Source organism: Allostella sp. (assembly GCF_041913585.1).
GTDB lineage: Bacteria > Pseudomonadota > Alphaproteobacteria > ATCC43930 > Allostellaceae > Allostella.
This window is the reverse complement of the sequence record NZ_JAYSFE010000005.1, coordinates 43436-67164: the sequence shown is the minus strand read 5'-3', so window position 1 is coordinate 67164 and position 23729 is coordinate 43436. Positions and strand designations below refer to the sequence as shown.

At 71.0% G+C, this 23729-nt stretch carries 23 protein-coding genes and 1 riboswitch; of the genes, 8 read left to right on the top strand and 15 right to left on the bottom strand.

The genetic code is table 11. The features are described 5' to 3' along the window. The first annotated feature begins 29 nt into the window (after positions 1 to 29). The 3 genes from ACE3Q3_RS02175 to ACE3Q3_RS02165 are packed head-to-tail and all read left to right on the top strand — an operon-like array spanning position 30 to position 2182. Positions 30 to 869, top strand: a complete 840-nt coding sequence (locus ACE3Q3_RS02175) for an NADPH-dependent oxidoreductase (protein ID WP_374441086.1) — start codon at positions 30 to 32, stop codon at positions 867 to 869. A 58-nt stretch (positions 870 to 927) separates the two neighbouring features. Beyond that, positions 928 to 1815 (top strand): TauD/TfdA dioxygenase family protein, encoded by an 888-nt coding sequence (locus ACE3Q3_RS02170; RefSeq protein ID WP_374441083.1) that lies wholly within the window; start codon positions 928 to 930, stop codon positions 1813 to 1815. Between the two features lie 40 nt (positions 1816 to 1855). Then, positions 1856 to 2182 carry an NIPSNAP family protein gene (locus tag ACE3Q3_RS02165; protein WP_374441080.1) on the top strand — a complete coding sequence of 109 codons (327 nt, stop codon included), beginning with the start codon at positions 1856 to 1858 and terminating at the stop codon, positions 2180 to 2182. 34 nt (positions 2183 to 2216) lie between these two features. On the opposite strand, the gene ACE3Q3_RS02160 is transcribed toward ACE3Q3_RS02165, so the two are convergent. The 9 genes from ACE3Q3_RS02160 to ACE3Q3_RS02120 all read right to left on the bottom strand — a co-directional run bounded on the left by ACE3Q3_RS02160 (position 2217) and on the right by ACE3Q3_RS02120 (position 11412). After that, on the bottom strand, positions 2217 to 2906 hold the full coding sequence (locus ACE3Q3_RS02160) for a GntR family transcriptional regulator (RefSeq protein WP_374441077.1): 690 nt from the start codon (positions 2904 to 2906) through the stop codon (positions 2217 to 2219). Between the two features lie 33 nt (positions 2907 to 2939). Next, positions 2940 to 3815: an ABC transporter permease gene (locus ACE3Q3_RS02155; RefSeq protein WP_374441074.1), complete on the bottom strand. Its 876-nt coding sequence runs from the start codon at positions 3813 to 3815 to the stop codon at positions 2940 to 2942. Then, positions 3808 to 4599 carry an ABC transporter ATP-binding protein gene (locus ACE3Q3_RS02150; protein WP_374441071.1) on the bottom strand — a complete coding sequence of 264 codons (792 nt, stop codon included), beginning with the start codon at positions 4597 to 4599 and terminating at the stop codon, positions 3808 to 3810. Before ACE3Q3_RS02150 ends, ACE3Q3_RS02155 begins: the two co-directional genes overlap by 8 nt. A gap of 11 nt (positions 4600 to 4610) precedes the next feature. Continuing rightward, positions 4611 to 5615: an ABC transporter substrate-binding protein gene (locus tag ACE3Q3_RS02145; RefSeq protein ID WP_374441068.1), complete on the bottom strand. Its 1005-nt coding sequence runs from the start codon at positions 5613 to 5615 to the stop codon at positions 4611 to 4613. A gap of 51 nt (positions 5616 to 5666) precedes the next feature. Next, entirely contained in the window at positions 5667 to 7010 is a 1344-nt protein-coding gene (locus ACE3Q3_RS02140) for an MmgE/PrpD family protein (RefSeq protein WP_374441066.1), read from the bottom strand. 63 nt (positions 7011 to 7073) lie between these two features. Then, the gene (locus tag ACE3Q3_RS02135) at positions 7074 to 7985 is read right to left on the bottom strand and encodes an NAD(P)-dependent oxidoreductase (protein ID WP_374441064.1); all 912 of its coding nucleotides are present in this window, start codon (positions 7983 to 7985) and stop codon (positions 7074 to 7076) included. A 191-nt stretch (positions 7986 to 8176) separates the two neighbouring features. Beyond that, positions 8177 to 9064: a carbohydrate ABC transporter permease gene (locus ACE3Q3_RS02130; RefSeq protein WP_374441062.1), complete on the bottom strand. Its 888-nt coding sequence runs from the start codon at positions 9062 to 9064 to the stop codon at positions 8177 to 8179. Then, positions 9064 to 10020, bottom strand: a complete 957-nt coding sequence (locus ACE3Q3_RS02125) for a carbohydrate ABC transporter permease (protein WP_374441060.1) — start codon at positions 10018 to 10020, stop codon at positions 9064 to 9066. Before ACE3Q3_RS02125 ends, ACE3Q3_RS02130 begins: the two co-directional genes overlap by 1 nt. Positions 10021 to 10047: 27 nt before the next feature. After that, a complete protein-coding gene (locus tag ACE3Q3_RS02120; RefSeq protein WP_374441057.1) occupies positions 10048 to 11412 on the bottom strand; it encodes an extracellular solute-binding protein in 1365 nt (454 codons plus the stop codon). 200 nt (positions 11413 to 11612) lie between these two features. Here ACE3Q3_RS02120 and ACE3Q3_RS02115 point away from each other — a divergent pair, with 200 nt between their 5' ends. Beyond that, positions 11613 to 12521, top strand: coding sequence for an NAD(P)-dependent oxidoreductase (locus ACE3Q3_RS02115; protein WP_374441054.1), 909 nt, complete (start codon positions 11613 to 11615; stop codon positions 12519 to 12521). Between the two features lie 20 nt (positions 12522 to 12541). On the opposite strand, the gene ACE3Q3_RS02110 is transcribed toward ACE3Q3_RS02115, so the two are convergent. From ACE3Q3_RS02110 to ACE3Q3_RS02095, 4 genes are read right to left on the bottom strand one after another with little or no spacing between them, the layout of a single operon-like run. Next, entirely contained in the window at positions 12542 to 13384 is an 843-nt protein-coding gene (locus ACE3Q3_RS02110) for a hypothetical protein (protein ID WP_374441051.1), read from the bottom strand. Then, positions 13381 to 15228: a hypothetical protein gene (locus ACE3Q3_RS02105; protein ID WP_374441048.1), complete on the bottom strand. Its 1848-nt coding sequence runs from the start codon at positions 15226 to 15228 to the stop codon at positions 13381 to 13383. Before ACE3Q3_RS02105 ends, ACE3Q3_RS02110 begins: the two co-directional genes overlap by 4 nt. A gap of 36 nt (positions 15229 to 15264) precedes the next feature. Then, a complete protein-coding gene (locus tag ACE3Q3_RS02100; RefSeq protein ID WP_374441045.1) occupies positions 15265 to 16254 on the bottom strand; it encodes an HEXXH motif-containing putative peptide modification protein in 990 nt (329 codons plus the stop codon). 57 nt (positions 16255 to 16311) lie between these two features. Further along, on the bottom strand, positions 16312 to 16536 hold the full coding sequence (locus tag ACE3Q3_RS02095) for a hypothetical protein (protein ID WP_374441042.1): 225 nt from the start codon (positions 16534 to 16536) through the stop codon (positions 16312 to 16314). Here ACE3Q3_RS02095 and ACE3Q3_RS02090 point away from each other — a divergent pair. Together ACE3Q3_RS02090 and ACE3Q3_RS02085 are read left to right on the top strand one after the other, a co-directional pair. Then, a complete protein-coding gene (locus tag ACE3Q3_RS02090) occupies positions 16520 to 17344 on the top strand; it encodes a DUF938 domain-containing protein (RefSeq protein ID WP_374441039.1) in 825 nt (274 codons plus the stop codon). The genes ACE3Q3_RS02095 and ACE3Q3_RS02090 overlap by 17 nt on opposite strands. A 56-nt stretch (positions 17345 to 17400) precedes the next feature. Further along, positions 17401 to 17536, top strand: a riboswitch (yybP-ykoY riboswitch). Between the two features lie 66 nt (positions 17537 to 17602). Continuing rightward, on the top strand, positions 17603 to 18181 hold the full coding sequence (locus ACE3Q3_RS02085; RefSeq protein ID WP_374441037.1) for a TMEM165/GDT1 family protein: 579 nt from the start codon (positions 17603 to 17605) through the stop codon (positions 18179 to 18181). Between the two features lie 119 nt (positions 18182 to 18300). Here the strand turns inward: ACE3Q3_RS02085 and ACE3Q3_RS02080 are convergent, their stop codons facing one another. Both ACE3Q3_RS02080 and ACE3Q3_RS02075 read right to left on the bottom strand, forming a co-directional pair. After that, positions 18301 to 19206 carry a sigma-70 family RNA polymerase sigma factor gene (locus tag ACE3Q3_RS02080; RefSeq protein WP_374441034.1) on the bottom strand — a complete coding sequence of 302 codons (906 nt, stop codon included), beginning with the start codon at positions 19204 to 19206 and terminating at the stop codon, positions 18301 to 18303. Continuing rightward, positions 19193 to 19651, bottom strand: coding sequence for a carboxymuconolactone decarboxylase family protein (locus ACE3Q3_RS02075; RefSeq protein ID WP_374441031.1), 459 nt, complete (start codon positions 19649 to 19651; stop codon positions 19193 to 19195). Before ACE3Q3_RS02075 ends, ACE3Q3_RS02080 begins: the two co-directional genes overlap by 14 nt. 248 nt (positions 19652 to 19899) lie before the next feature. Here ACE3Q3_RS02075 and ACE3Q3_RS02070 point away from each other — a divergent pair, with 248 nt between their 5' ends. Together ACE3Q3_RS02070 and ACE3Q3_RS02065 are read left to right on the top strand one after the other, a co-directional pair. Beyond that, complete coding sequence (locus tag ACE3Q3_RS02070) at positions 19900 to 20931, top strand: response regulator (RefSeq protein ID WP_374441030.1); 1032 nt, start codon at positions 19900 to 19902, stop codon at positions 20929 to 20931. Between the two features lie 26 nt (positions 20932 to 20957). Continuing rightward, a complete protein-coding gene (locus tag ACE3Q3_RS02065; RefSeq protein ID WP_374441027.1) occupies positions 20958 to 23570 on the top strand; it encodes an ATP-binding protein in 2613 nt (870 codons plus the stop codon). Positions 23571 to 23729: the final 159 nt, after the last annotated feature.

The window sequence follows — 23729 nt, the reverse complement described above, 5'->3', positions numbered from 1 at the left end:
CGACTGCCGCCCTCCCGAGGACCCCACCCATGGATTCGATCACTCCGACGATGCCCGGCCAGGCCGAGGCGCTGGCGCTGCGCTACGGCCCCGACGCGGTGCCGCCGGCCGGCCCGTGGAGCGACGCGATCGCGCTCCTCCTCGGCCACCGCTCGGTGCGCGCCTACCGGCCGGACGCGCCGCCCGCCGGGACGCTGGAGACGCTGGTCGCCGCCGCCCAGTCCGCGGCCACCAGTTCCAACCTGCAGACCTGGTCGGTCGTCGCCGTCTCCGATCCGGCGGTGCGCGCCCAGCTCGCCACGATCGCCGGCGGCCAGAAGCACATCGAGCAGTGCCCGCTCTTCCTCGTCTGGCTCGCCGACCTGTCGCGGCTCGGCCGCATCGCCGACGCCGAGGGACGGACCCTGGAGGGGCTGCCCTATCTCGAGACCTTCCTGGTCGCCTCGATCGACGCCGCGCTGGCCGCCCAGAACGCCGTCGTCGCGGCGGAGTCGCTCGGCCTCTCCACGGTCTATATCGGCGCGCTGCGCAACGACGTCGAAGCCGTCGCCCGGCTGCTGCGGCTGCCGCCGGGCGCCGCCGGAGTCTTCGGCCTCTGCGTCGGCTATGCCGAGCCGGCGGCGACCGGCGAAGTGAAGCCCCGACTGCCGCAATCGGCCGTGCTCCATCGCGAGACCTACGGGATCGGCGACGAGCGCGCCCAGCGCGCCGCCTATGACGGGCTCATGGGTGCCTTTTCGCGGCGCAACGAGATGCAGGCCGACACCTGGACCGAGCGGGTCCTCGCCCGCATCGCCAGCATCCGGTCGCTGCGCGGGCGCGACCGCCTGAAGCCGGCCCTGCGCGCGCTGGGATTCCCGCTGCGGTAGCGGCCGCTTCCCCGCCCGCCGGGGCGGGTCTAATCTCGGCGCCGATGGAGGCTCGCCCATGACCGTCCGCATCCGTCCGCTCACCCCCCATGTCGGCGCCGAGGTCGAGGGCATCGACATGCGCCGGCCGCTCGCTCCCGACGAGGTCGCGGCGATCGAGGCCGGCATGGACCGGCACGCCGTCCTCGTCTTCCACGACCAGGACGTGACCGACGAGCAGCAGGTCGCGTTCAGCACCAATTTCGGCGCGCTCGAACTGGCGATCGGCGGCAACGTCACCAAGGACGCCGACCGGCGCCTCGACGTGAAGCTGGCCGACATCTCCAACCTCGACCGCGACAACCGGCTGCTGGAGCGCGACGACCGCCGCCGGATGTTCAATCTCGGCAACCGGCTCTGGCACTCCGACAGCTCGTTCCGCGCGGTCCCGGCGAAATACTCGCTGCTGTCGGCCCGGCGCATCCCCTCGGCCGGCGGCAATACCGAGTTCGCCGACATGCGCGCCGCCTACGACGCGCTCGACGACCGGACCAAGGCCGAGGTCGAGGACCTGGTGTGCGAGCACTCGCTGATCTTTTCCCGCGGCCTGCTCGGCTTCACCGAGCTCAGCGAGGAGGAGAAGCGGACCTTCCGACCGGTCCGACAGCGCCTGGTCCGGACCCATCCGGTGACCGGCCGCAAGTCCCTCTTCCTGTCCTCGCACATCGGGACCATCGTCGGCTGGCCGGTGCCGGAGGCGCGCTGCTTCATCCGCGACCTGATCGAGCACGCGACCCGGCGCGAGTTCGTCTACGCCCATGTCTGGCGCCAGCACGACCTCGTGATGTGGGACAACCGGCAGACCATGCACCGGGCCCGCCCCTTCGACGAGACCCGCGAGGCGCGCGACATGCGCCGGACCACCATCGCCGGCGACGCGCCGACGGTAGCCCAGGAAGCCGCCTGAGGCGGCCTCTCCAGACGAGCCAGACGAGGAACATCGACGCATGATCTACGAGTTGCGGGTCTACCACTGCATGCCGGGCCGGCTGCCGGCGCTGCTCAAGCGCTTCGATACCATCACGCTCAAGAAGTGGGAGCAGCACGGCATCCGCCAGGCCGGCTTCTGGACGGTGCTGGTCGGCGAGAACAACCAGGACCTGTTCTATCTCCTGGCCTGGGAATCGCTGGCCGAGCGCGAGGCCAAGTGGAACGCCTTCCAGTCGGACCCGGAATGGCTCGCCGCCCGCGCCGAGACCGAGAAGGACGGCCCGATCGTCGCCTCGATCAGCAACAGCTTCCTGCAGCCGACCAGCTTCTCGTCGGTGAAGTAGCCGCGTCCGGGCCGCCGGGGTCCTGCCCCGGCGGCTACAGCCCGGCGAGGGCGACCTTCGCCGCTTCCTGGATGTGGTGCAGCGAGACCGCGTAGGCGGCGTCGGCGTCGCGGCGCTTGATCGCGGCCATCAGGTCATGGATCTCGCGGATACTCTCCGCGGCGCGGGACGGGGACGACAGCGTCACCCGCCGCAGCATGGTGATGCGGTCGTTGAGCGACCGCAGCAGCGAGCGCAGCACGTTGTTGCCGGTGCCGGCGATCAGCACGTCGTAGAAGACCTGCTTGGCGGCCAGGATCTGCGCCACGTCGACGGTGGCGTAGGCGGCGGCCAGCGTCTCGACCGCCGCCTCCAGCTCCGCCACCTGCGCGTCGGTCGCACACTCGACGAAGAGCCGCGCCGCCAGCGCCTCCAGTGCCGCCCGCACCTGGTAGACGCTGGCCGCGTCCGCTGCGGTCAGCCGCTTCACCAGCGGGCCGCGGTTGGGGATGATCTCGATCAGCCCCTCGCTCTCCAGTTCGCGCAGCGCCTCGCGCACCGACGGCCGGCTCACCCCCAGGAGTTCGCACAGGTCCTTCTCGATCAGGCGCTGGCCCGGCGCGAAGCGGCCGCTGGTGATCGCCTCGCGCAGCACCTTGGCCACCTGGCGGCGCACCGGCGCGGCGACGCTGGCGACCCGCATCGACAGGTCGGGCGAATGGGCGGATCGGATGGGATTCGACATCGAAGCGGAACTCGGGGCGTCCTGGCGGCTCACTCAGGTCTGCATGCCCCAGCGGCGGACCGTCCGCTGCTCCAGGGCACGGAAGACGAAATTGTCGACCACCAGCCCGAAGATGATGACCATCAGCAGGCCGGCGAACACATTGGGTATATCCAGCAGGTTCTTGCTTTGGAAGATGTACCAGCCGAGGCCGCCGCCGCTGGAACTGACGCCGAACACCAGTTCGGCGGCGATCAGGGTGCGCCAGGCGAAGGCCCAGCCGATCTTGAGGCCGGTCAGGATGCTGGGCAGCGCGCCCGGAATGAGGATGCGGGTGACGTAGGCGAGCCGCGACAGGCCGTAGTTCTGCCCGACCATGCGCCAGGTCGTGCTGACCGACCGGAAGCCGGCATGGGTGTTGAGCGCGACCGACCACAGTACGGCATGGATCAGCACGAAGATGACGCTGCCGTCGCCGAGCCCGAACCACACCATGGCGAGCGGCAGCAGCGCGATCGACGGCAGCGGATTGAACATCGCCGTCAGCGTGTCGAGCAGATCGGCGCCGATCCGGGTGGCGGTGGCAAACGCGGTCGCCACGGCGGCGAGCAGCAGCCCCAGGGCATAGCCCTTCAGCAGCATCTCGATCGAGCGGCCGGCGACCGCGAGCAGTTCCGTCGAGCGGATGCCGGCGACGAAGGCGCCGGCCGTCTCGGTGAAGGTCGGGAACAGCAGCGAGTTGCCGACCCAGCGCGCATAGGCCTCCCAGATGCCCGCCAGCGCCAGCAGCAGCAGGCCCTTGCGCACCGCGCCGATGTCGAACACCCGCTGCCAGACGCCGAGCGGCTGCGCGACGACGCCGAACCCGGCCGGAACCTCGCTGGCGATGAAGTCGGGCCGGTCCGGACCCGACGGGCCGGCGTCACGCATGGGCGCTGCTCCGCTCCAGGGGTTGCTCGCCGAACAGGAGGTGCTCGATCCGTGCCGAGAGCGTCCGCCCGTCCAGGCCCACCGCGTCGACGCCGGCGCTGCCGAGTTCCGCCCGCACCCGGCCCGGGTGCGGCGTCAGCAGCAGGATGCGGTTGCCGATCCGTACCGCCTCCGGGATCGAATGGGTGACGAAGAGCAGGGTGACCCTGGTTTCCTCCCAGAGCTGCAGGAGTTCCTCCTGCATCCGCCCGCGGGTGAGCGCGTCGAGCGCGGCGAAGGGCTCGTCCATGAGCAGGATCTCGGGCTCCATCGCCATGCCGCGGGCGATCGCGACGCGTTGCTTCATCCCGCCCGACAGCATGTGCGGGTAGCTGTCGGCGAACTTCGACAGGTGGACCTTGGCGATGTAGTGCTCGGCACGCTCGACCGCCTCGCGGCCCTTCAGCCGGCCGCTGGCGGTGAGCGCGAAGAGCACGTTGTCCTTCACCGTCTTCCACGGCAGCAGCTGGTCGAATTCCTGGAAGACCAGCACCCGGTCGGGCCCGGGGCGGAGGATGGGCCGGCCCGCCAGCGTCATCGTCCCCTCGACCGGCTGGATGAAGCCGCCGACCGCCTTCAGCAAGGTCGACTTCCCGCAACCCGACGGCCCCAGGATGACGTAGCGGTCGGACTGGCGGACCTGGAAGCTGACGCGGTAGGTCGCCGTCACCAGATGCTCGCGGGTGCGGTACTGGAGCGTCAGCCCCTCGACCGCCAGCAGCGGCGCCGGGCTCGCCGGTTCCATCGTTCGGGAGCCTAGTTGCCGCCGGCGACGTCCGGTCCGTCGAAGAAGAGGTCGCCGATCCCCGCCGGCTTGTTCTTCAGCGACCCGATCTCGTGCATGAAGTTGGCGTACTTCATCACGTTTTCGGGCCTCGGCGTGTACTTGGTCCGGGGATTGTTCAGGATCGCCACCAACTCGGCCACGTCCCAGCCCTTGCCGCCCATCGACTTCAGCAGCACGGCGGCGGCGGCGTTCTTGTCCTCGCCGATCATCTCCTGCGAGCGCTTGAGGGCCTTGCGGACGGCGCCGAAGACCTTGGGGTTCTCCGCCTGGAACTTGCTGGTGGTCGACATCTGGGTGAAGGTCGTCGACCCGCCCATGACGTCGTCGGAATTCATCAGCGTCTTGATGCCGGGCTCCTTCAGTTCGCGCGCGTCGAAGGGCGCCGACGCCCAGTGCCCGACGATGTTGCCGCTGCCGGAGACGAGCGCGATCACCGCGTCCGGATGCGTCATGGTCACGGTGAAGGGATCGAAGCGGAAGACCTGGTCCCGGCCGTACTTCTGCAGCGCGTACATCTGCATGATGATCGACGGGATCGACACCTTGACCGCGGTGACCGCGATCTTCTGCGCGCCGGTGATCTCGTCGAGCGACTTCAGCTTGGATTCGATGGCGTTGAGGTGCATCGGCATCGAGCTGATCGCCGCCACCGACTTCACCCCGACATTGGCGCGGGTGCGGTCCCAGAGGATGAGGAAGGCCGGCGGGCCGGCCGAGATGAAGTGGGCCGACCCCGACAGCAGCGCGTCGTTCATCACCGCCGGGCCGCCGATGTTCGACCAGTTCACGGTGACCTTGACGCCCGCCTCCTCGGCAAACTTCTCGATCAGCTTGTGCTCCTGCATCATGTGCAGCGGCAGGAAGCCGAAGCCGCCGGCGCCGAGCGGGATCTTGAGCTCGCTGACCTCGGCCGAGGCCGCCATCGGCGCGACGGCGACCGCGGCTGCGGCGACCAGTGCCTTCCAGTTCTTCATGGGGTCTCCTCCTCTGTCGGCCGGCCGCTGCCGGTCCTCCTTGTGGTTCGCCTACGCCCGCCCGCCGGGCACGCAGTGCCCGATCAGCGTCCGGACGTCGTCGAGTTCGGCGACGCCCCAGCAGGCGGCGATCGCGGCCTCGGTCTCGGCCGGCGGGATCACCGTCGTCTGATCGCGGAACTTGGCTTCGAGCTGGGCATCGCTCAGCGGCCGCGCGAGGTTGCCCAGCGACTGCTCCAGCTTCATGCCGACGGTGCGCCCGTCCTTCAGGCGGACGGAGACCACGACATTGTCCTCTCCCACCGCCGGGTCGCCGATCGCCGTCGTCGCCTCGCGCAGACGCTGCAGCGCCCGGTCGGCGACCGCCTCGTCGGTGAACTCGGCGAGCCCGCCCTTGCCGCGCCCGAGCCCGATGGCCGCGGCGTGGTAGATCGAGAATTTGCCCTCGAGCCCGACCGAGATCGCCTTCTTGTCGCAGAGGTCCTTGACCAGGGGCGCCACCCGCAGCTCCACCGCCTCGACCTGATCGGCCGTCAGGCCGTTGCGCTCACGGACCTGGATGCAGGCGTCGATCGTCGGGTGGATGACGATGCCGCAGGGGAACGGCTTGTAGGTGTTGACCCGGAGGTCGAAGTCCTGGCCGAGCCCGTCGACGATCCGGGCGAGGTCGTAGCTGGCGGCGGTGACGGCGGCGAAGCCGCGCGGCGCCTCCAGCGGCAGGCGACCGGTGGTGAAGCCCTTCTCGGCAAGGAGGGCCGCCATGTAGCCGCTCTGGGCCGAGCGGCCCGGATGGAACGACTTGCCCATCGAGCCGAACATCTCGCGGATGCCGGCCGCCTGGGTGGCGGCGAGGCCGATGGCGTAGGTCATGCGCTCGGCGTCGAGGCCGAGCAGCCGGCCGACGGCGACGGCGGCCCCGAAGACCCCGATCGAGCCGGTGCTGTGCCAGCCCGCCTCGTAGTGCGCGGGATAGGTCGCGTTGCCGATCCGCGCCACCACCTCGAAGCCGAGGATGAAGGCGTGCAGGAAGTCCGCCCCCGACACGCGGTTCTGCGAGGCATAGGCGAAGAGCGCCGAGGCGACCGGCGAGCTCGCATGGATGTAGTTGCCCGGCATCGTGTCGTCGTAGTCGTGGACGTGCGAACTGATGCCGTTCAGCAGCGAGGCCAGCAGCGGATCGAAGCGCTCGCGCCGGCCGAGCACGGCTGCCGTCGGCGGGCCGGCATAGGCGCCGAGCGCCGCCATGGTGATGTCCATCGCCGGATGGTCCGCCCCGCCGAGCGCGCAGCCGACGATGTTGAGGAGCGCGCGCTTCGCCTCGTGCCGCACGTCCGCCGGGATGTCCTCGAAGCGGCTCCCGCGAACGTACTCCACCAACCGACCCGTGACCGTCATGTGCCGAAACCCCTCCCGATATGGCCGGCGCGGCGGGCCCCCTCGCCCGACGGCGCCCGCTTCCTATTCCTTCTCGTGCAGTTCGAGGCCGGCCAGCGTCTCGCTCAGCCGGGCGACCGCCGTGTGGTCCGCATCGGGCCCCAGCATCGCCGCGGCGCCGGCCCAGAGTTCGCGGCAGAGCGCCGCGAACGGCGCGTTGACGCCGCCCGAGCGCGCGACCTCCATGGCGATCGACAGGTCCTTCACCATCAGCGCGATCGGGAATCCCGAATCGAAGCCGCGCGACAGGACGTACTGCCGGAATTTCTTCTGGGTGCTGTTGTTGACGCCGGTCGAGACGTTGAGGATGTCGACCATGGTTCCGGGGGCGATGCCGAACCGGGCGCCGATCAGCAGCGCCTCGATCCCGATCAGGAAGCCGCCCGCGGACACGAGGTTGTTGAGCGCCTTCATGGCGTGGCCGCTGCCGGTGCCCCCGGTGCGGATGACCGAGCCCATCGTCGCCAGCAGCGCCGCCTGGCGGTCGATGTCGGCGTCCTCGCCGCCGGCCATGATGGTGAGCTGGCCCGTCCGCGCCCGCGGCACGCCGCCCGACACCGGCGCGTCGAAGAGGGTGACGCCGCGCCCGGCCAGGGCGGCGGCGAAGCGGACGGTCTCGTCCGGAACCCCGGACGTCATGTCGATGACGACGGCACCGGGGCGGAGCGCATCGGCCATGCCGTCGTCGGCGAACAGCACCCGCTCGACGACGGCGCTGGTCGGCAGGATCGTCAGCACGACATCGGCGGCGGCGCCGAGTTCGGCCGGCGAGCCCATCCGCCTGCCGCCGACCTCGGCGACGAAGCGATCGACCTGCTCGCGGCGGATGTCGTAGGCGCCGACGTCGTAGCCCGCCGCGACGAGGCGGGCCGCCATCGGCCATCCCATCGCGCCGATGCCGACGAAGCCGACGCTCGGCCTGGACGCCGCGGTCATCGGAGCGAGACGGCGCGCGCCGGCGGCCGGGCGGCACTGTGCAGGAACTGGAATCCGGGGCGATCACGCATCGGCGGCATCTCCGGCCGTCGCCGGCGTGCGGGATCACGCGCCGGCGACGACAGAAATGTCATCCCGTAAGATTGTCTGTCAATAGGCCGGTCGGCTCGTGGCCGACCGGCGGCGGACGACTATCCTTTCACCGCCCCGGCCGACAGGCCCTGCACGACATACTTCTGCAGCAGCATCACCAGCACCACCGAGGGCAGCAGCGCCAGGAGGCAGATCGCCATCAGCAGGTTGAAGAACACGTGCACGTCGCCGACGAGACTGGCGATGACGACCGGCAGGGTCATGAACTCGCGCCGGGAGTTCAGGATCATGGTGATGAGCAGATCCTGCCAGGAGATGATGAAGATGATGGCGCCGCAGGACGAGAGGCCGGGCGTGCTGAGCGGCAGGACGATGCGCACGAAGGCGCCGAAGCGCGAACAGCCGTCGATGCGCGCCGCCTCCTCCAGTTCGTGGGATATCGTCTCGAAGTAGGGGGCGAGGATCAGGATCGCGTAGGGCAGGAGGAAGCCCGTCTGGGCGATGATGACGCCCCACAGCGAGTTGAGCATCCCGACGGAGCGGAAGACGACGTAGAGCGGGATCATCAGCACGATGATCGGCACGAAGCGCGCCGCGACGTTGACCTGCAGCAGCCACATGGTCCAGCGCACCCGGAGCCGGGCGATGCTGTAGGCGCTGAGCGAGCCGAGCACCAGGGTCAGCAGGGTGACGCTGACCGCGACGATCAGGCTGTTGAGCGCCGCATTGTAGAAGACCTTGATGTTGTCGGGCAGGTAGGTCGCCTGCTCGAAGACCCTTCCCTTCTGCTCGCCCTGGGTCAGGATGACGCGGAAATTGTCGAACGTGTACTCGGGCGGCAGGATCGCCCGCGTGTCCGCCTGCAGGGTCTTCTCCGACTGCACCGAGCCGATGACGACGGCAGCGATCGGGAACAGCAGGAAGGCGATGACCGCGAGGTTGGCGAGATGCAGCCACATCCGCCCGAGCAGCGTCGGCCGGAACATCAGGTCGTCCTCCGGTAGATCAGCTTGACGTAGACGATGGCGAAGAGCCCGACGATGAGGGCCAGCACATAGGCCGAGGCGGCCCCCATCCCGATGTTGAAGGGCGGGGCGAACGAGACCTTGTAGCCGTACCAGGCCGAGACCCAGGTGGCGTCTCCGGGCCCGCCCTGCGTGATCGCCAGCACCTCCTCGAAGACCGCGAAGGCGAACGAGGTCCGCAGGATCAGGATGACGACGATGATCGGCCGCAGCAGCGGCAGGGTGACGTGCCAGAAGCGCCGCCACGCCGACGCGCCGTCGACCGCCGCCGCCTCGTAGAGTTCGCGGTTGATCCCCTGGAGCGCCGCGTAGACGAGCAGGACCGCGAAGGGCAGCGTGCGCCAGATGTAGGGAATGGCGACGGCGATGAGGGCGGTATCGGCGTCGCCGGCCCAGTTGACCGGCTCCGAGATCAGGCCGGTCGTCAGCAGCACGCGGTTCAGGAAGCCGAACTTGAAATTGTAGATGAAGGACCAGATCAGGCCGTTGGCGATCGGCGGCACCGCATAGGGCAGCAGCATCAGGAAGCGCGTCACGCGTGAGGTCCAGACGCTGGTCTGCATCAGCAGGAGCCCGATGGCGACGGCGAGCACCACCTCGACCGTGACCACGAACGCGGTGAAGGCGATCGTGTTCTTGAGCGCCAGCCAGAACAGCGGATCCTCGAAGAGGTTGGCGTAGTTCTGGAAGCCGTAGAACGGGAAGACGCCGCGCCGCATCTGGGCCAGACCGACCTGATGCAGCGACAGGTATCCGGCGTAGTAGATCGGATATGCCAGTACCGCCGCCAGGACCACCATCGACGGCAGGTTCATGAAGAAGGCGAGCCAGCGCACCGGCAGTTCGCGCTTCCAGAAGGGCCGACGGGCGGGGACGCGCCGCGCCCCCGCCTCCCCGGCCGCAAACTCCTCGGCCATACCGGCCCGCCCCCCGGCCGCCCGGCCTCAGCGCGCCTTGCGCTTGGCGTCGTCGATGCCCTTGATGAGGTTGTCGCAGCACTGGTCGGCGGTGATCTGGCCGGTCAGGCACTTCTGGACCTCGATGTTGAGCTGGTCGGTCCAGGGGAAGTGCCAGGGCTGATAGACCGAGTTGCAGACCTCGCCGATGTAGGTCGCCTTGTCCCACATGGCGAGGATCTTCTCCGGCTCGCCCCAGGGCCGCCAGCCGCTCTTGACGACGTCCGAGTTCATCACGGAGTTGTAGCCCGAGCCCAGCATCGCATCCTTGGCGAGATTGACCGCCTGGGTGTAGGCCCCGTCCTTGGTCTTGCCGCCGAGATATTGCAGCAGCTTCCAGGCCCATTCCTTGTCGCGATGGGCCGAGTTGAGGAAATAGACATGGGTGACGCCGATGGTGCGGCCGTCGCCCGGGAAGCCATGGACCTTGACCTTGCCGGCGATCGGCGACTGCGCCGGATCGTTGACGACGTTGAGGCCGTAATGGTGGTTCGGGCCGCGGTAGAGGTTGTTGCCGGCGCCGAACGCCTTGGCCGAGGTGGTGAACTGCAGCTTCAGGGACTCGGGGTCGGAGATGTCGAGCCCCTTCTCGAACGTGTTGGCCCACCACTTCAGGACCTCGCGGGCGATCGAGCCCGGCCCGAGCATGTGCTTGCCATCCTTGTCGAAGAACTTGCCGCCCTTGTTGGCGACGATCGAGTACCAGGTTCCGGGCAGCTGCTCGAGACCGACGCCCGCCACCCACAGCACGGGATAGCGGCAGAGCCCGTCCTTCTTCGCCTTGACGCAATGCTCGATGAACTCCTCGTAGGTCGCGAACGGCTTGTCGACCTTGAGCTTCTCCAGCATCGTCTCGTAGTAGTTCCACACCCAGATCGCCGAGAAATAGGGCAGGCCCATCGGCTTGCCGTCGACGACCGCGACCTCCTTGGTGAAGCCGCTGAAGTCCTTGACGTATTCCTCGATCCCGGGAAGCCCCGTCAGCGGCTCGACCATGCCCTGCTTGACGAAGGCCGGGAACGAGAAGGGGGAGGACTGGGAGACGTCGATGGCCTCGCCGCCGGCGAACATCGTCGCCAGCTTGGTCGGGTGGTCGTTGAAGGAGGAGATCGTCGACTCGACCTTCACTCCCCAGTCCTGCTCGAACTTCTGCGCGATCTTCGTGTAGATGTCGCCGTAGGTCCAGACGACGAAGTTCACCTTGTCGACCTTGCTCTTCGGCCGGTCGGCCCAGCCCTGTGCCAGGGCGCCGGGGCCCCAGGGAAGGCCCGCTCCCGCGCCCAGCGCGGCCGCACCGGCGGCGGTGCGGAGAAGTCGGCGGCGGCTCAAGCTCGAACGCAGGAACTGATCCATCGGTGCTCGTCCTTCCCTGTCTCAGGCGGTCGCCCGTGGTCCCGGGCGACGCCTCGCCTCTTACCGGACGCAATTAGAGGGCCAAGCGCGCTGCCCAGTAAATAGCCAGTAGTGGGTCAGTCTCAGGGTGGACCGGATTGCGCGAGGATTGCGGGTTCCATAGCCTCGCCGGGTACGCGATTCCAGGCGGGGGACCGGAGATGACGGCGGCACGGGAACGGATCGGCTTTGTCGGACTCGGCAACATGGGCGGGCCGATGGCGACCAACCTCGCGGCGAAGGGGCACCCGGTGACGGTGCTCGACCGGGTGCCCGAACGGGCCGCGAAGCCGGTGGCGGCCGGCGCCGCCGTTGCCGCCGACCTGGCGTCGCTGATCGCCGCCAGCGACATCGTGGTGACGATGCTGCCGGACACGCCCGACGTCGAAGGCGTGGTGCTCGGGCCCGACGGCGTGCTGGCGCGCGGCCGCCCCGGGATGCTGCATCTCGACACCAGCACCATCGCGCCCGACGCCAGCCGGGCGATGGCGGCGCGGCTCGCCCGGCGCGGCATCCGCTTCGTCGACGCCGGCGTCGGGCGCTCCCCGGCCCATGCCGAGCGTGGCGAGTCGCTGTTCATGGTCGGCGCCGAGCCCGACGACCTCGAACGCGTCCGCCCGCTGCTCGAGGCGATGGGGACCAAGATCGTCCATGCCGGGCCGCCCGGCAGCGGGATCGCCCTCAAGATCGTCAACAACTACGTCGCCATGTGCCTGTGCCAGCTCAATGCCGAGGCCTTCACGCTGGCGGCGAAGCTCGGACTGCCGGCGCGCACGCTCTTCGACACCGTCACCAGTTCGCTGTCGTCGAACGACCACCTCAAGCTCTACTGGCCGACCAAGGCGCTCGGCGGCGACATCGAGCCCGGCTTCGCGCTCGACCTCGCCTACAAGGACCTGTCGATCGGCGTCGCGGCGGCGGATGCGGTGGCGGCGCCGGCCCATGTCGGCCACGCCGCCCATGCCGCGATGGCGCGCGCCCGCACCGAACTCGGTCTCGGTCGGCGCGACGTCACCGCCCTCCTCTACGCCGCCGCAGAGGAAGCGGGGATCGCGCCGCCCCGGCTCTGAGCCGGCGGGGGCGCCCGCGATCAGCGCGGGTGGGCGGCGAGAAGGATGCGTCCGATCGCCGTCATCCGCGCGATCCCCTGCCCGACGAAGAGTTCGAGGGCGCCGCGGGCGAAGGCGCGGTCGCCCGGGCCGGCGGCGGGCACGGCCGGCATCGCCGACAGCAGCGCCCGCCCGCCGTCCGCCGCCGCCGTCCGCGTCCCCGCGATCGCCGCCTCGAGTTCGCCGCGGCGCGCCATCGGCTCGAGCCGCGTCCAGGCCAGCGCCATATAGGCCGGCCAGTGGGCGATGTGGCGGTAGAGGCTGGCCAGGATCGCCCCCTCCCCGGCCTGGCCCAGGCGGTTGAGCCGCAGCGCCAGATCGGCCGTCTCCGGCGCCACCGCCGCGAGATCGAGCAGCGCCGGCAGGGGTGCGTCCAACGGGTCCGGATCGGCCAGCCGGGGCGGCCCGGCCGGGCGTTCGCCGTCGAGATGCGCCAGCAGCGCCGAGAAGGCCAGCAGGTTCATCGCGTTGCCGCGGTCGTAGCTGGCGAGGACGGCCGCGATCGCCGCCTCGTCGCCGGCACCGATCCCGACCGCGCGGAAGGCCGCCTGCGGCCACGGCGTCGCCGCCGGAAGCGGAATGCGTGCGCCGAGCCGCGCCGCCTCCCCGGCGATCGCGCCGGAGCGATAGAGCGGCGCCAGCGTCGTCCAGGTCCAGTCGAGTGCCGCCGGCCGCGTCGCGAGATGGCGCCACACGAGATTGACCAGCGGCACGCCCAGCGTCGCCCGCAGATCGGCGAAGATGGCGGCGACGGGTCCGGTCGCCGCGGCCTCCGTCACGGCGGGCACCGGATCTCCCGCGGGAAAGCTGTACTGCGTCGTCATCCTCGTCCCCCTGCCCGGTATGGAGCCATCGCTGCGATCACCCGCGCCACCGCCACCGCGTCGTCCGCCGGCAACGGCGCGATCGGCGCCGCCGTCGCCCGCAGCGCCGCCAGCGCCTCCGGCCAGTCCCGCCCCGGGCCGCGATCGGTGAGGACGAGATCGAGGCGCCCCGAACCGACGCCCTCGGCCAGGAGCCGTCGCGGCGTGGTCGCATAGACGGCGGCGTCGAGGGTGGGGTTCTCGATGAAGGCGCTCGCGACCGCCGGCAGCGTGTCGCCGCCGGGGTCACAGTCGAGCCCGCCGAGATCGCCGCCGCCGGGCCACCCGGCGGCGACGCGCCAGCCGAAGGCCCGGCGGACCGCCTCGGCGATGCGGCGCGCGCGGCGCTCCGGCCGGCCGTCGCCCACCAGCAGCACCTGCGGCATGTGCCCGCCGCCCGCCGGGCCGCGCCGGTCGAGGAACAGCCCGCCGACGTCGCGGTCGAGCCCCGGCAGGTAGTGGGCGCCGAGATCGGGGCGCGGATTGACCTCGCAGATTCCGGCGCCGACCTCGCGCCAGGAACGGCTTATGTCCGGGCAGCGGAAGTCGATGCCGCCGGCGTCCAGTTCGAGCGCCGCCAGGGCGCGGACGGCGACGGCCCGATTGTCGGGATGGATGCGATCGGTGCTGTCGACCCGGCGCCCGCCGCCATAGCCGACGAACGGCAGCGGATGGCACTCGACCACGGCGCCCTCCGGCGGCACCGAATCGGGACGCCAGCCGCGGCTGGCGAGGAAGTCGAGGCCGACCGCGTCGAGGACGATCGGCGAGAGTTCGAAGCCGGCGCGCCAGTCGCCGCGCAGCGGATCGGAATTGGCGGCGGCGACGAGGTCCGCGATCGTCCGCCGCCCGTCGCCGGTCACGGTGGGCGCCGACCGCTCGAAGGCGGCCAGGATCTCGCCGTCGACCACCAGGACCCGATGTTCCGGGCCCGGCAGGTAGCTCTCGGCGACCACCAGTTGCCGGTTGATGCCGGCCTGGTCGATGGCGGCGGCGGCCTGGTCCGGCCGGTAGACGAAGCGCACGCCCTCCTGCCGGCGCATCGCCACCGGCTTCAGCACCAACGGGTAGCCGGCTTCCGCGCCGAAGCGGCGGACCTCGTCGGCCGTCTCCACGACGCGCTGCCGGGCCACGGGCACTCCGGCCCGCTGCAGCACCGCGTTCGCCAGATGCTTGTTGCTGGCGATCGATACCGCGATCTCCCCGGTGCGCCTCGATCCCGAAGCCGACAGCCGGACGCCGGCCCGGCCCTCGCCGACCTGGATGAGATCGCCGACGGTGCTGACGAACCGCCAGGGCAGGCCGCGCGCCACCGCGGCGGCGATGATCGGCCGCCGGGAGCCGCGCAGCACCAGCGCCGCCGCCCGCTGCACGGCCTGGAACCGGCCGCGGACCGCCGCCAACGCATCCGCGTCGTTCGCGGAGGCGCCGACGATCGCCGCCGCCAGTTCCAGGATCGGGCCCGACTGGGCCGGCAGCACGGCGGGGATCAGGACGAGCCCCGGGTCGGCATCGGCGACCGCGGTTCGTATCAGCGGCGGTTCTGGAATGCCCAGGAAGGCAGCCAGCGCGAGCGCGACCCGCTCGACGGCGGCCGCCCTGGTCGGCGGGACCGGTTCGCCCTCGAGCCCCCGAGCCCCCGGAACCAGCACCCGCCAGACGGCGGTCGCGGCCGCCCAGTCGGCCGCGCCATGGACGCCGGCCACCCGCATCGCCGCCACGGGTTCCGCGGCGAAGCGGTTGATCGCCGGATAGAGGACCGGCCGGCCGGCACGGCCGGCGACGCCGTCGGAGTCGTCCTGCATGGAGCGGGTCGCGGGCGTCGCCGCCGTGGCGACGACCTAGCCCGGAAGGCCGGCCATGTAGGCGCGGGCCGGCTCGAAGGCGCTGCGCCCGATCTCCGTCAGCCGGGCATGGGCATCGACCACGCCGAGGCCGGCCGCGAAGGCGCGCCGCCGATCGGCCCGCGCCGCGGTCGCCTTCGCCTGCTCGTCGGCGGTCAGCACCCCGGACGCGATCAGGCGGTCGAGGCAGTAGTGCATCCGCGCCAGCACATAAGTGGCATGGACGATGCCGTCGAGGGGGCGGGGATCGGTGCGCAGCGGCGAGGCATGGCGTTCCGCGTCGGCGTTCGCGACCAGCGGCGCCCCGCGGCTGAACCCGCTGAGGATGCTGTGGCCGGTCTCGTGCGCCAGCGATTCGGCGAGCGCGACGCGGTCGGGCTGCTCGGTCGCATTCAGGAGGACGGCACCCCAGGCGAGGAAGGTCGATGCGCCCTGGAACGTCTCCTCTCCGGGCGCCGGTGTGCCCCGGGCAAAGACGATCTCGCGCAGGATGGCGCGTACCTCCCCCGCCAGTTCCGGCACGCCGCGATCGAGGAGGTCGAGGCCGGCCGCACCCAGCGCGCGAGCGCGGTCCAACGCATCGGGGTCGAGCGGTGCGATCGCCAGCGGCGACGCCGGATCGTCGTCGAAGAGGCCGCGATAGCGCTCGGCCTGTCCCGCGCCGAGCGTCGCGTCGTCCAGGGTGGCGAACCGGATCCCCACCTCGGGCGCCGGCCGCGCCGCCGCGACGAGCGCTGCGACGCAGGCTTCGACCTGGTCGGGCCGATCGCCGAAGATCGCCTCGACCAGACCGGCATAGGCGACGATCAGCCCGGGTGCGGCGCGGTCCTCATCGAGGGCGGCGACGATCCGGTCGGCCGTCGCCGCGTCGATGCCGCCCTGCTCGGCGACAGCGGCCAGGACCGTCGCCAGGCTGGCCGCGAAATCCGCGCGGACCTCACGATCGAGTCGCCGGCCCCGATCCGGATCCGGTTGAAACGCAAACATGCCGTGCGGATGCGATCAGGGGTGCCGGACCGTCCGGCCCCCCGGTCGATCGGAAGGTCAGGCGACCGGAGAGGGCGGCGGCGGCGGGGGAAACTTCCCGACCTTGGCGGTGCTCCGCTTGCCGACCTTCGCAGCCGGCACCTTGCCGACCTGGGCCTTGCCGACCTGGGACTTTCCTTCCTTCGACTTGCCCGCCTTGGCGACGGAGCGGCTCGCGTCCGTCCGGCAGAAGCCGACCAGACTGGCCGTGGCGAGGCGCTCTCGGATGGCGTCGATGTTCATCGCGGTTCCTCCTCCTCGGATCCCGGCCGCTCCTTCCGATCTCGGCCAACCAGCCGGCCATCGGCAAGGGGGGCGGTCTGCGGACGTCGAAATTATCGTATCATCGAACGGCAGCGACGGAAGCCCGTTTGCTCCCGCACCACCCTCCTCTCCAGCGGACGCCCCCTGCCCGATGACCTCGACGCCCGGACCGGTTCCACAACCCCGACATGCGCCGGCCACGCTGCGCAACCGTGACGCGATTCGCTCCGTCCTGGAGCAGGTCCTCGCCGAGTGCGCGTTGCTGCTCGAGATCGCCAGCGGCACCGGCGAGCATGCCGCCTACATGGCGCCGCGCCTGCCCGGCATCCGGGCCTGGCAGCCGACCGACGCCTCCACCGAGGCGCTGGCCGACATCGACGCCCATGTCCAGGCTGCTGCGGCGACGACCGTCCGCCCGGCCCTGGCGCTCGATGCCGCCGGGTCGGCGTGGCCGGTCGGGCGTGCCGATGCCGTCCTCTGCTGCAATATGATCCACATCGCGCCGTGGGAAGCGGCCCTCGGCCTCTTCGCCGGCGCCGGTCGTGTCCTCCCGGCCGATGGGCCGCTGATCCTCTACGGACCCTTCCGCCGCCACGGGGTCCATACCGCACCGAGCAACGCCGCGTTCGACGAAGGGCTGCGGGCCCGCGATCCGCGGTGGGGCGTGCGCTGCCTCGATCGGGAGGTCCTGCCGGCAGCGATGGCGGCCAGCCTCCGGCTGGACACCATCCATGCGATGCCGGCCAACAATCTCATCGTCGTCCTCCGCAAGGCCAGTCGCGAATAATTCGCAATGTTGTGAAGAATTTGGCCCCTTTACCGGGTCGAGGCACAAGGCTAGAAGAACGGTTCTTCGGGGAGTAGCCGTTCGCACGTTCCCGGCGAAGCCCGCGTCAACATGCTTGGCTCTTCGGAACCATGGCGCGGGCGGCGGATCGCGTGGCGATCCGGACTGGCGAGACCGACGATGCCTGCCGCTCGGTATCTGGGCCGACGAGGGGAAGGCGTCGTCGCGACCTGTCAGTGGCCCTCTCCCGAGTCTTTCATGGAATCCTTCTGGGTATCGACGGGCGTCGTCGCCGTGGCCGAGATCGGCGACAAGACACAATTGCTGGCCATCGTGCTGGCCGCCAAGTTCCGGCGTCCCGTGCCGATCGTGCTCGGCATCCTGGCCGCCACCCTGCTCAACCATGCCGCCGCCGCGACCCTCGGCTGGCTCGTCGCCCAGTGGCTGGACGGCCCGATCTTCGCCACCCTGGTCGGGATCGCCTTCCTCGCCATGGCGGCCTGGGCGCTCGTGCCCGACAAGCCCGACGACGACACCCGGGTGCGATCCGGGGCGGGCGTATTCCTGGCGACCCTGATCGCCTTCTTTCTCGTCGAGATCGGCGACAAGACCCAGATCGCGACCTCGCTGCTGGCGGCGAACTTCGACCGCATCGTTCCGGTGACCCTCGGGACCACCGCCGGGATGATGCTGGCCAACGTGCCGGCGGTCTATCTCGCCGAGGCTTGCACGCGGCTGGTCCCGCTGCGCTACGTCCGGATCACCGCGGCACTGATCTTCGCCGCGATCGGCCTCTGGGTCCTCGCGGCCGGCCTGCCCGGTGCCGCCGGCGTGTGACGACGACCGATGGAACGATCGTCCGGTCGCCGCGTTGGCAGGATCGAGCATGCTGCTCGTTCCCTACCTCCCTGATGCAACTCGCGGTGCGGACTTCGGTCCGCACCGCTCCTTTTCGTTCAGCCGCCCAGCGGCGCCTCGACCGCGGCGAGGTGGCCGAGATGGCGCAGCTTGTCCGGATTGCGGACGATATACACGGCGATCACCCGCCCCCCCTCGATGGCGACCGCCGTCGTCTGCAGCACGCCGTTGCGATCGACCGTGACGAAGCCGGGCAGACCGTCGATCCAGCCTTCGTGGAGCAGCCGCACCGGCCGCCCGGCGGACTTCCGCGCGAGGCCGGCGAAGAAGCGGACGACGCGGTCCTCCCCGACGATCGGGTTGCGGGCGGCCGGCCGCTGGCCGCCGCCGTCGGTGTAGACGACGACGTCGGCGGCGAGGACCGACCGCAGCGCCTCGGTGTCTCCGGTCCGCGTCGCCGCGTGGAACGCCGCCGCCACGGTGCGCGCCGTCGCCTCCGCCACCGGGAAGCGGGGGCGTGCGGCGCGGACGTGGCTCCGTGCCCGACTCGCCAGTTGGCGGCAGGCGGCCGGGTCGCGGCCGATCACCCGCGCGACTTCCTCGAACGGCGTCTCGAAGACGTCGTGGAGCAGGAAGGCCGCGCGCTCCAGCGGCGACAGCCGTTCCAGCGCCACCATCAGATGCAGCGTGATGTCGTCGGCGGCCGTCACGTCCGGGTGCAGCACCGGTTCCGGCAGCCAGGGTCCGGGATAGACCTCCCGGCGGTGGCGGGCCGATTTCAGGTGGTCGAGGCACAGCCTCGCCACCGTCCGGTGCAGGAAGGCCGCGGGGTCGCGAATGCCCGCCTGGGCGGCGCCATGCCAGCGCAGCCAGGCGTCCTGGACCACGTCCTCGGCCTCGGCGCGCGAGCCCAGCATGCGGTAGGCGAGCCGGATCAGGCGCGGCCGGGCCGACGCGAAGGCCGCGTCGGCCCCGGCCTCCGGGTCCGGATCAGCCGGCGTCACCGGCCGCCGCCGGATGGACGCTGCGGAAGCCGACCGCGAGCCGGTTCCAGCCGTTGATCGTGACGATCAGCAGGGTGAGCTTGACCTGTTCCTCGGCGGTGAAATGCGCCTTCAGCGCCGCGTAGTCGGCGTCCGGGGCATGGGTGTCGGCCAACCGGGTGAGCGCCTCGGTCCAGCCGAGCGCGGCACGTTCGCGATCGTCGTAGAGCGGCGACTCCCGCCATGCATCCAGAAGATACAGCCGTTCCTCGCGCTCGCCCATGGCACGGGCGTCGGCCGTGTGCATGTGCAGGCAAAAGGCGCAGCCGTTGATCTGCGAGGCGCGAATCTTGACCAGCTCGACCAGCCGCCCGTCCAGCCCGAACCCCCTCACCTTGGTCTCGAGCGCCAGCATCGCCTGATAGGCGGCGGGCGCCGCGGCCTTGAAATCCAGTCTCGGCGTCATTCCTGCTTCTCCATGGTCTGGGCGTCGCGGACGGCGGCGCCCGATGGTTCGGACGAGACGGGCGGCAGGGATGTGACATCGGGGACGGGATCGGGGGCGAGACGGGTCCAGTTTGGCGGGAACTCGACCGGTCAGCCTCATATCTGACCCGATTGGGGTGCATCCGGCGGGAGCGGGCGGATGATTCTGCGCTATCCATGGCAATGGGTTATGATGATTGACCACATTCTGAAGATCAGGAGCGCGCGGTGAGCCATCCCGACGCCGCCTTGAGCGACAGTCCCGGCCTGCCGGAGGAACTCGGCGGGGTCGGCGAGGCCCATTCCGGCGGTTCCGGCACCGGCAGCGAGCCCATCGCGGCCGTCCCGGTGCTGCTGCTCGACGACGATGCGCAGATCCTGCGCGAATACGTCGACATGCTGGATTCGATCGGCATCCAGAGCCACACCGCGACCAGCGCCGTCCGCGGCCTGTCGATGCTCGAGGACCATCCCGAGATCGGGCTCGTGGTCGCCGACATCCGCATGCCCGAAATGGACGGCCTGCGCTTCGCCTCGATCGTCCGCCAGATGAAGCGGACCGGACCGTCGCCGCAGTTCATCTTCGTCACCGGCTATGGCGAGATCAGCGCCGCCCTCGCCGCATTGCGTCTCGAGGCGTCCGATTTCCTGCTGAAGCCGGTGCGCCGTTCGGATTTCCTGGCCGCCGTGCGCCGCGCCGTGCAGCGGGTCGAGGCCGACCGCGCCATCACCTCGATCCAGTCGCTGCTGCCGATCGTCGCCCGCTGGCAGGCGACCGCCGCCGCGACCCAGCGGACCGCGCTCGCCGGCGTCCCGTCGCTCGAGGAGCCGGGTACCGTGCCGCCGACGCCCGCCCCGGCGCCGGCGGGCGGCGCTCCGGCGGAGAACTCGCCCGACCGCCTGGCCGACATGAAGGCCCGGGTCGTGCAGGTCATCCAGTCGCGTCAGGCCCGCGACCGCCACTTCCCGCAGCACCTCTTCGCCGACCCGGCCTGGGACATGCTGCTCGACCTGACACTGGCCAAACTGTCCAGCAAGGAGATCTCCGTCTCCTCGGTCTGTCTCGCCGCCGGCGTACCGCAATCGACGGCGCTGCGCCGGCTCCAGGACCTGGAGCAGTCGGGCCTCGTCCGCCGCCGCCGCGACCGCGACGACCGGCGCCGCATCTTCGTCGAATTGACCGAGGACGCGATGCAGCGGATCCTCCGCTACCTCAGCGTCATCAGCCTGGCACAGCCACGCGAGCAGAAGGGCGCCTGACCGTACCCGCCCGCCCATCCGACGACGTGCCGGCCGCCGCCGGCGGAATCGGTCGTGTCGCCGCGGCCGAGCCGCCGTGGCGCGATCTGCTGCTCGGCGCCGTCGTCGGCATCGGCGGCTTCGCGATCAACCGCGTCCCCTTGTCGGTCGGCTGGGGGGTCGAGTTCCACCTCGGGGCGCTGCTGCCGTTCCTGCTGCTGCCGCGCAGCCTCCCGGGGGCCGCCCTGGCCGGCGCCCTGGCACCCGCGCACCTGCTCCTGGTGTGGAACCACCCGGTCGCCTGGGCGGTCACCGCCTGCGAAATCCCGCTCGTCGCCCTGGTGCGCCGCTGGACCCGAGCCGACCTCATTTCCGCCGACGCCGTCTACTGGGCGGTGCTCGGCCTGCCCGCGGCCTTCCTCGCCTACCATTTCCTCTCCGAGTTCGACGCCGTGCCGGCGATGCTGGCGGCGCTGCAGCAGGGCCTCGGCAGCTTCTTCTCGGTCAGCCTCGCCAGCGTCGCCGCCATGCTGCTGCAACTCGGCCGCAGCCGGCCGGGGCGACTGCCGCCGATCCCGCTGCGCACGGCGATCGCCGGCATCGTCTCGGTGGTGACCATCGCGACCGGGATCGTCATCCTCGCCGTCGACGCCCGGCTCTACTGGCGCACCCTGGTCGACGAACGGGTGTCCGGCATCGTCCGCGTGCGCGAGCGCGCCGATGCCATGCTCGAGCGGCTGCACCGCGAAGCGCAGGCGACCGTCCAGGCGCTGGTCGCGGCCAGCCGCGACGGCGGGCCGTCGCCCAAGCTCGCCGCCGATGCCGGCCAGGTCCTGCGCACGGTCGAGGTCCAGGACCATGCCGGCCGCCCGGTCTGGACATGGGCCGCCGACGGTGCCGCGCCCGGCGCCGGCATCGCGACCGTGACCGTGCCGCTCGAAGGGAACCAGCGGCGCGACACCGCGGTCGCCACCATCGGCCTCCAGGCCATGGCGAGCCGGCTGGCGGGGCCGGGCACCCGCGGCGCCGCCGTCGTCGTCCGCGACGCCGGGGGCACCGTGCGCGTCGACCCGGCGGGGATCACGGAGCGGATCGACGATCTCGACGGCCATTGCCTTGAGGTCGGACAGGATGGCCAACCCGCCGCCGAATTGCCCGACCTCCGCCCGATGGTGGCGTCGATCCTCTCCTGGACCTCGCCGCTCTTCTGCAGCAGCGCCCCGGTCGCGGCCTTTCCCGGACTGGTGCTGACGGCAACCATGGGGGTGAGCGAGATCGTCGAGCGCCACCATCGCGCCGTCCTCGACACCATGCTGCTGGTGGTCGGCATCTGCGGTCTCGGGGTGACGGCGGCCGGGTTCCTGTCCACCGCCACGGTCCGGCGCATCGAGATGGTCCGCGAGGCGCTGGCGACGGGCAGCGACTTCCGCTTCGAGCCGCGCACGGAATCGGGCATCGCCGAGATCCGCTTGCTGGAATCGGATATCGGCCGCCTCTCCCGCACCCTGGCGCGCGAGGCGGCCGAGGCCGCCCTGATGCGCCGCCGCATGGAGACGATCGCCGCCCATACGCCGATCGTCGTCTATATCCTCGACCTGTCGAAGGACGACGCCGCCCCGCCCTTCGTGACGCGCTCGATCGAGCCGGTCCTGGGCCACCCGCCGGCCGGCGCGCTGACCCCGGCCTGGTGGACCGCGAACCTGCATCCCGAGGACGCGCCGCGGGTGATGGCGGAACTGGGCCGACTGACCGAGACCGGCGGCTTTGCCGCCGAGTTCCGGCTGCGCGGGCCGGACGGCGCCTACCGCTGGGTCTACCACGACCTGCGGCTCATCGAGGGCGCGCCCGGGCACCCGCGCGAGGCCGTCGGCATCATGATCGACGTCACCCAGCGCAAGCACAGCGAGACGCGGCTGATCGAGACCGCCAACCTCGTGGCGCTGGGCGAGATGTCGGCCGCCGTCGCCCACGAACTGACGCAGCCGCTGCATGTCATCGGGCTGGCCGCGGAGAACCTGCTGGACCAGGTCGCGACGACCGCGGTCGTCTCCGAGCGCGCGGTCATCAAGCTTCGCGACATGGTCGAGCAGGCGCACCGCGCCGCCGGCATCGTCCATCGCATGCGCCAGCTCGGACGCAAGGAGGCAGGTGCCCCGACCCCGATCCGCGTCGGCGACGCCCTGGAGGCGGCGCTCCGTCCGCTCCATGTCGAACTCAAGGCCCTCGGCATCACCCTGGTCCTGGAGGGCGACGGGCTCGACAGCCGGATCCTCGGCCAGCCCGGCCTGCTGGAACAGGTGGCGATCAATCTCGTCCTCAACGCCCGCGACGCGATCTACCAGCGCCATGCCGACAGCGACGCGATGGCGGAGGTCGAAGACCGCATCGCCGTCCTCGTCACCCGCCGCGCGGTCGAGCGCCGGGTCTCGATCCGGGTCCGCGACACCGGCACCGGCCTCGACCCGGCGGTGCTGCGCCGGGCCTTCGAGCCGTTCTTCACGACCAAGGAGGTCGGCAAGGGTCTGGGCCTCGGCCTGGCGATCTGCCATGGGACGGTGCGCGACCTCGGCGGCCACATCGAGGCCCGCAACTGGCAGCACGGGGCCGAGTTCGAGGTGCTGCTGCCGGTGCTCGACGACGCGCCGGCCAAGTCGAAGTAGGGCGCTCTGCCGCTCGTGCCATGGGTTCGCCCCAGATTGGCGGGAACGTCGGCGCAGCTTCGTCCGCCCCCCGGATACGGGCCCGTGTAGGGTTTCCCCGTCGAAGCCACCTCGTCGAGGCCATTGTCACGCGATGTTCGATCAGACAGAAAGCGGCGA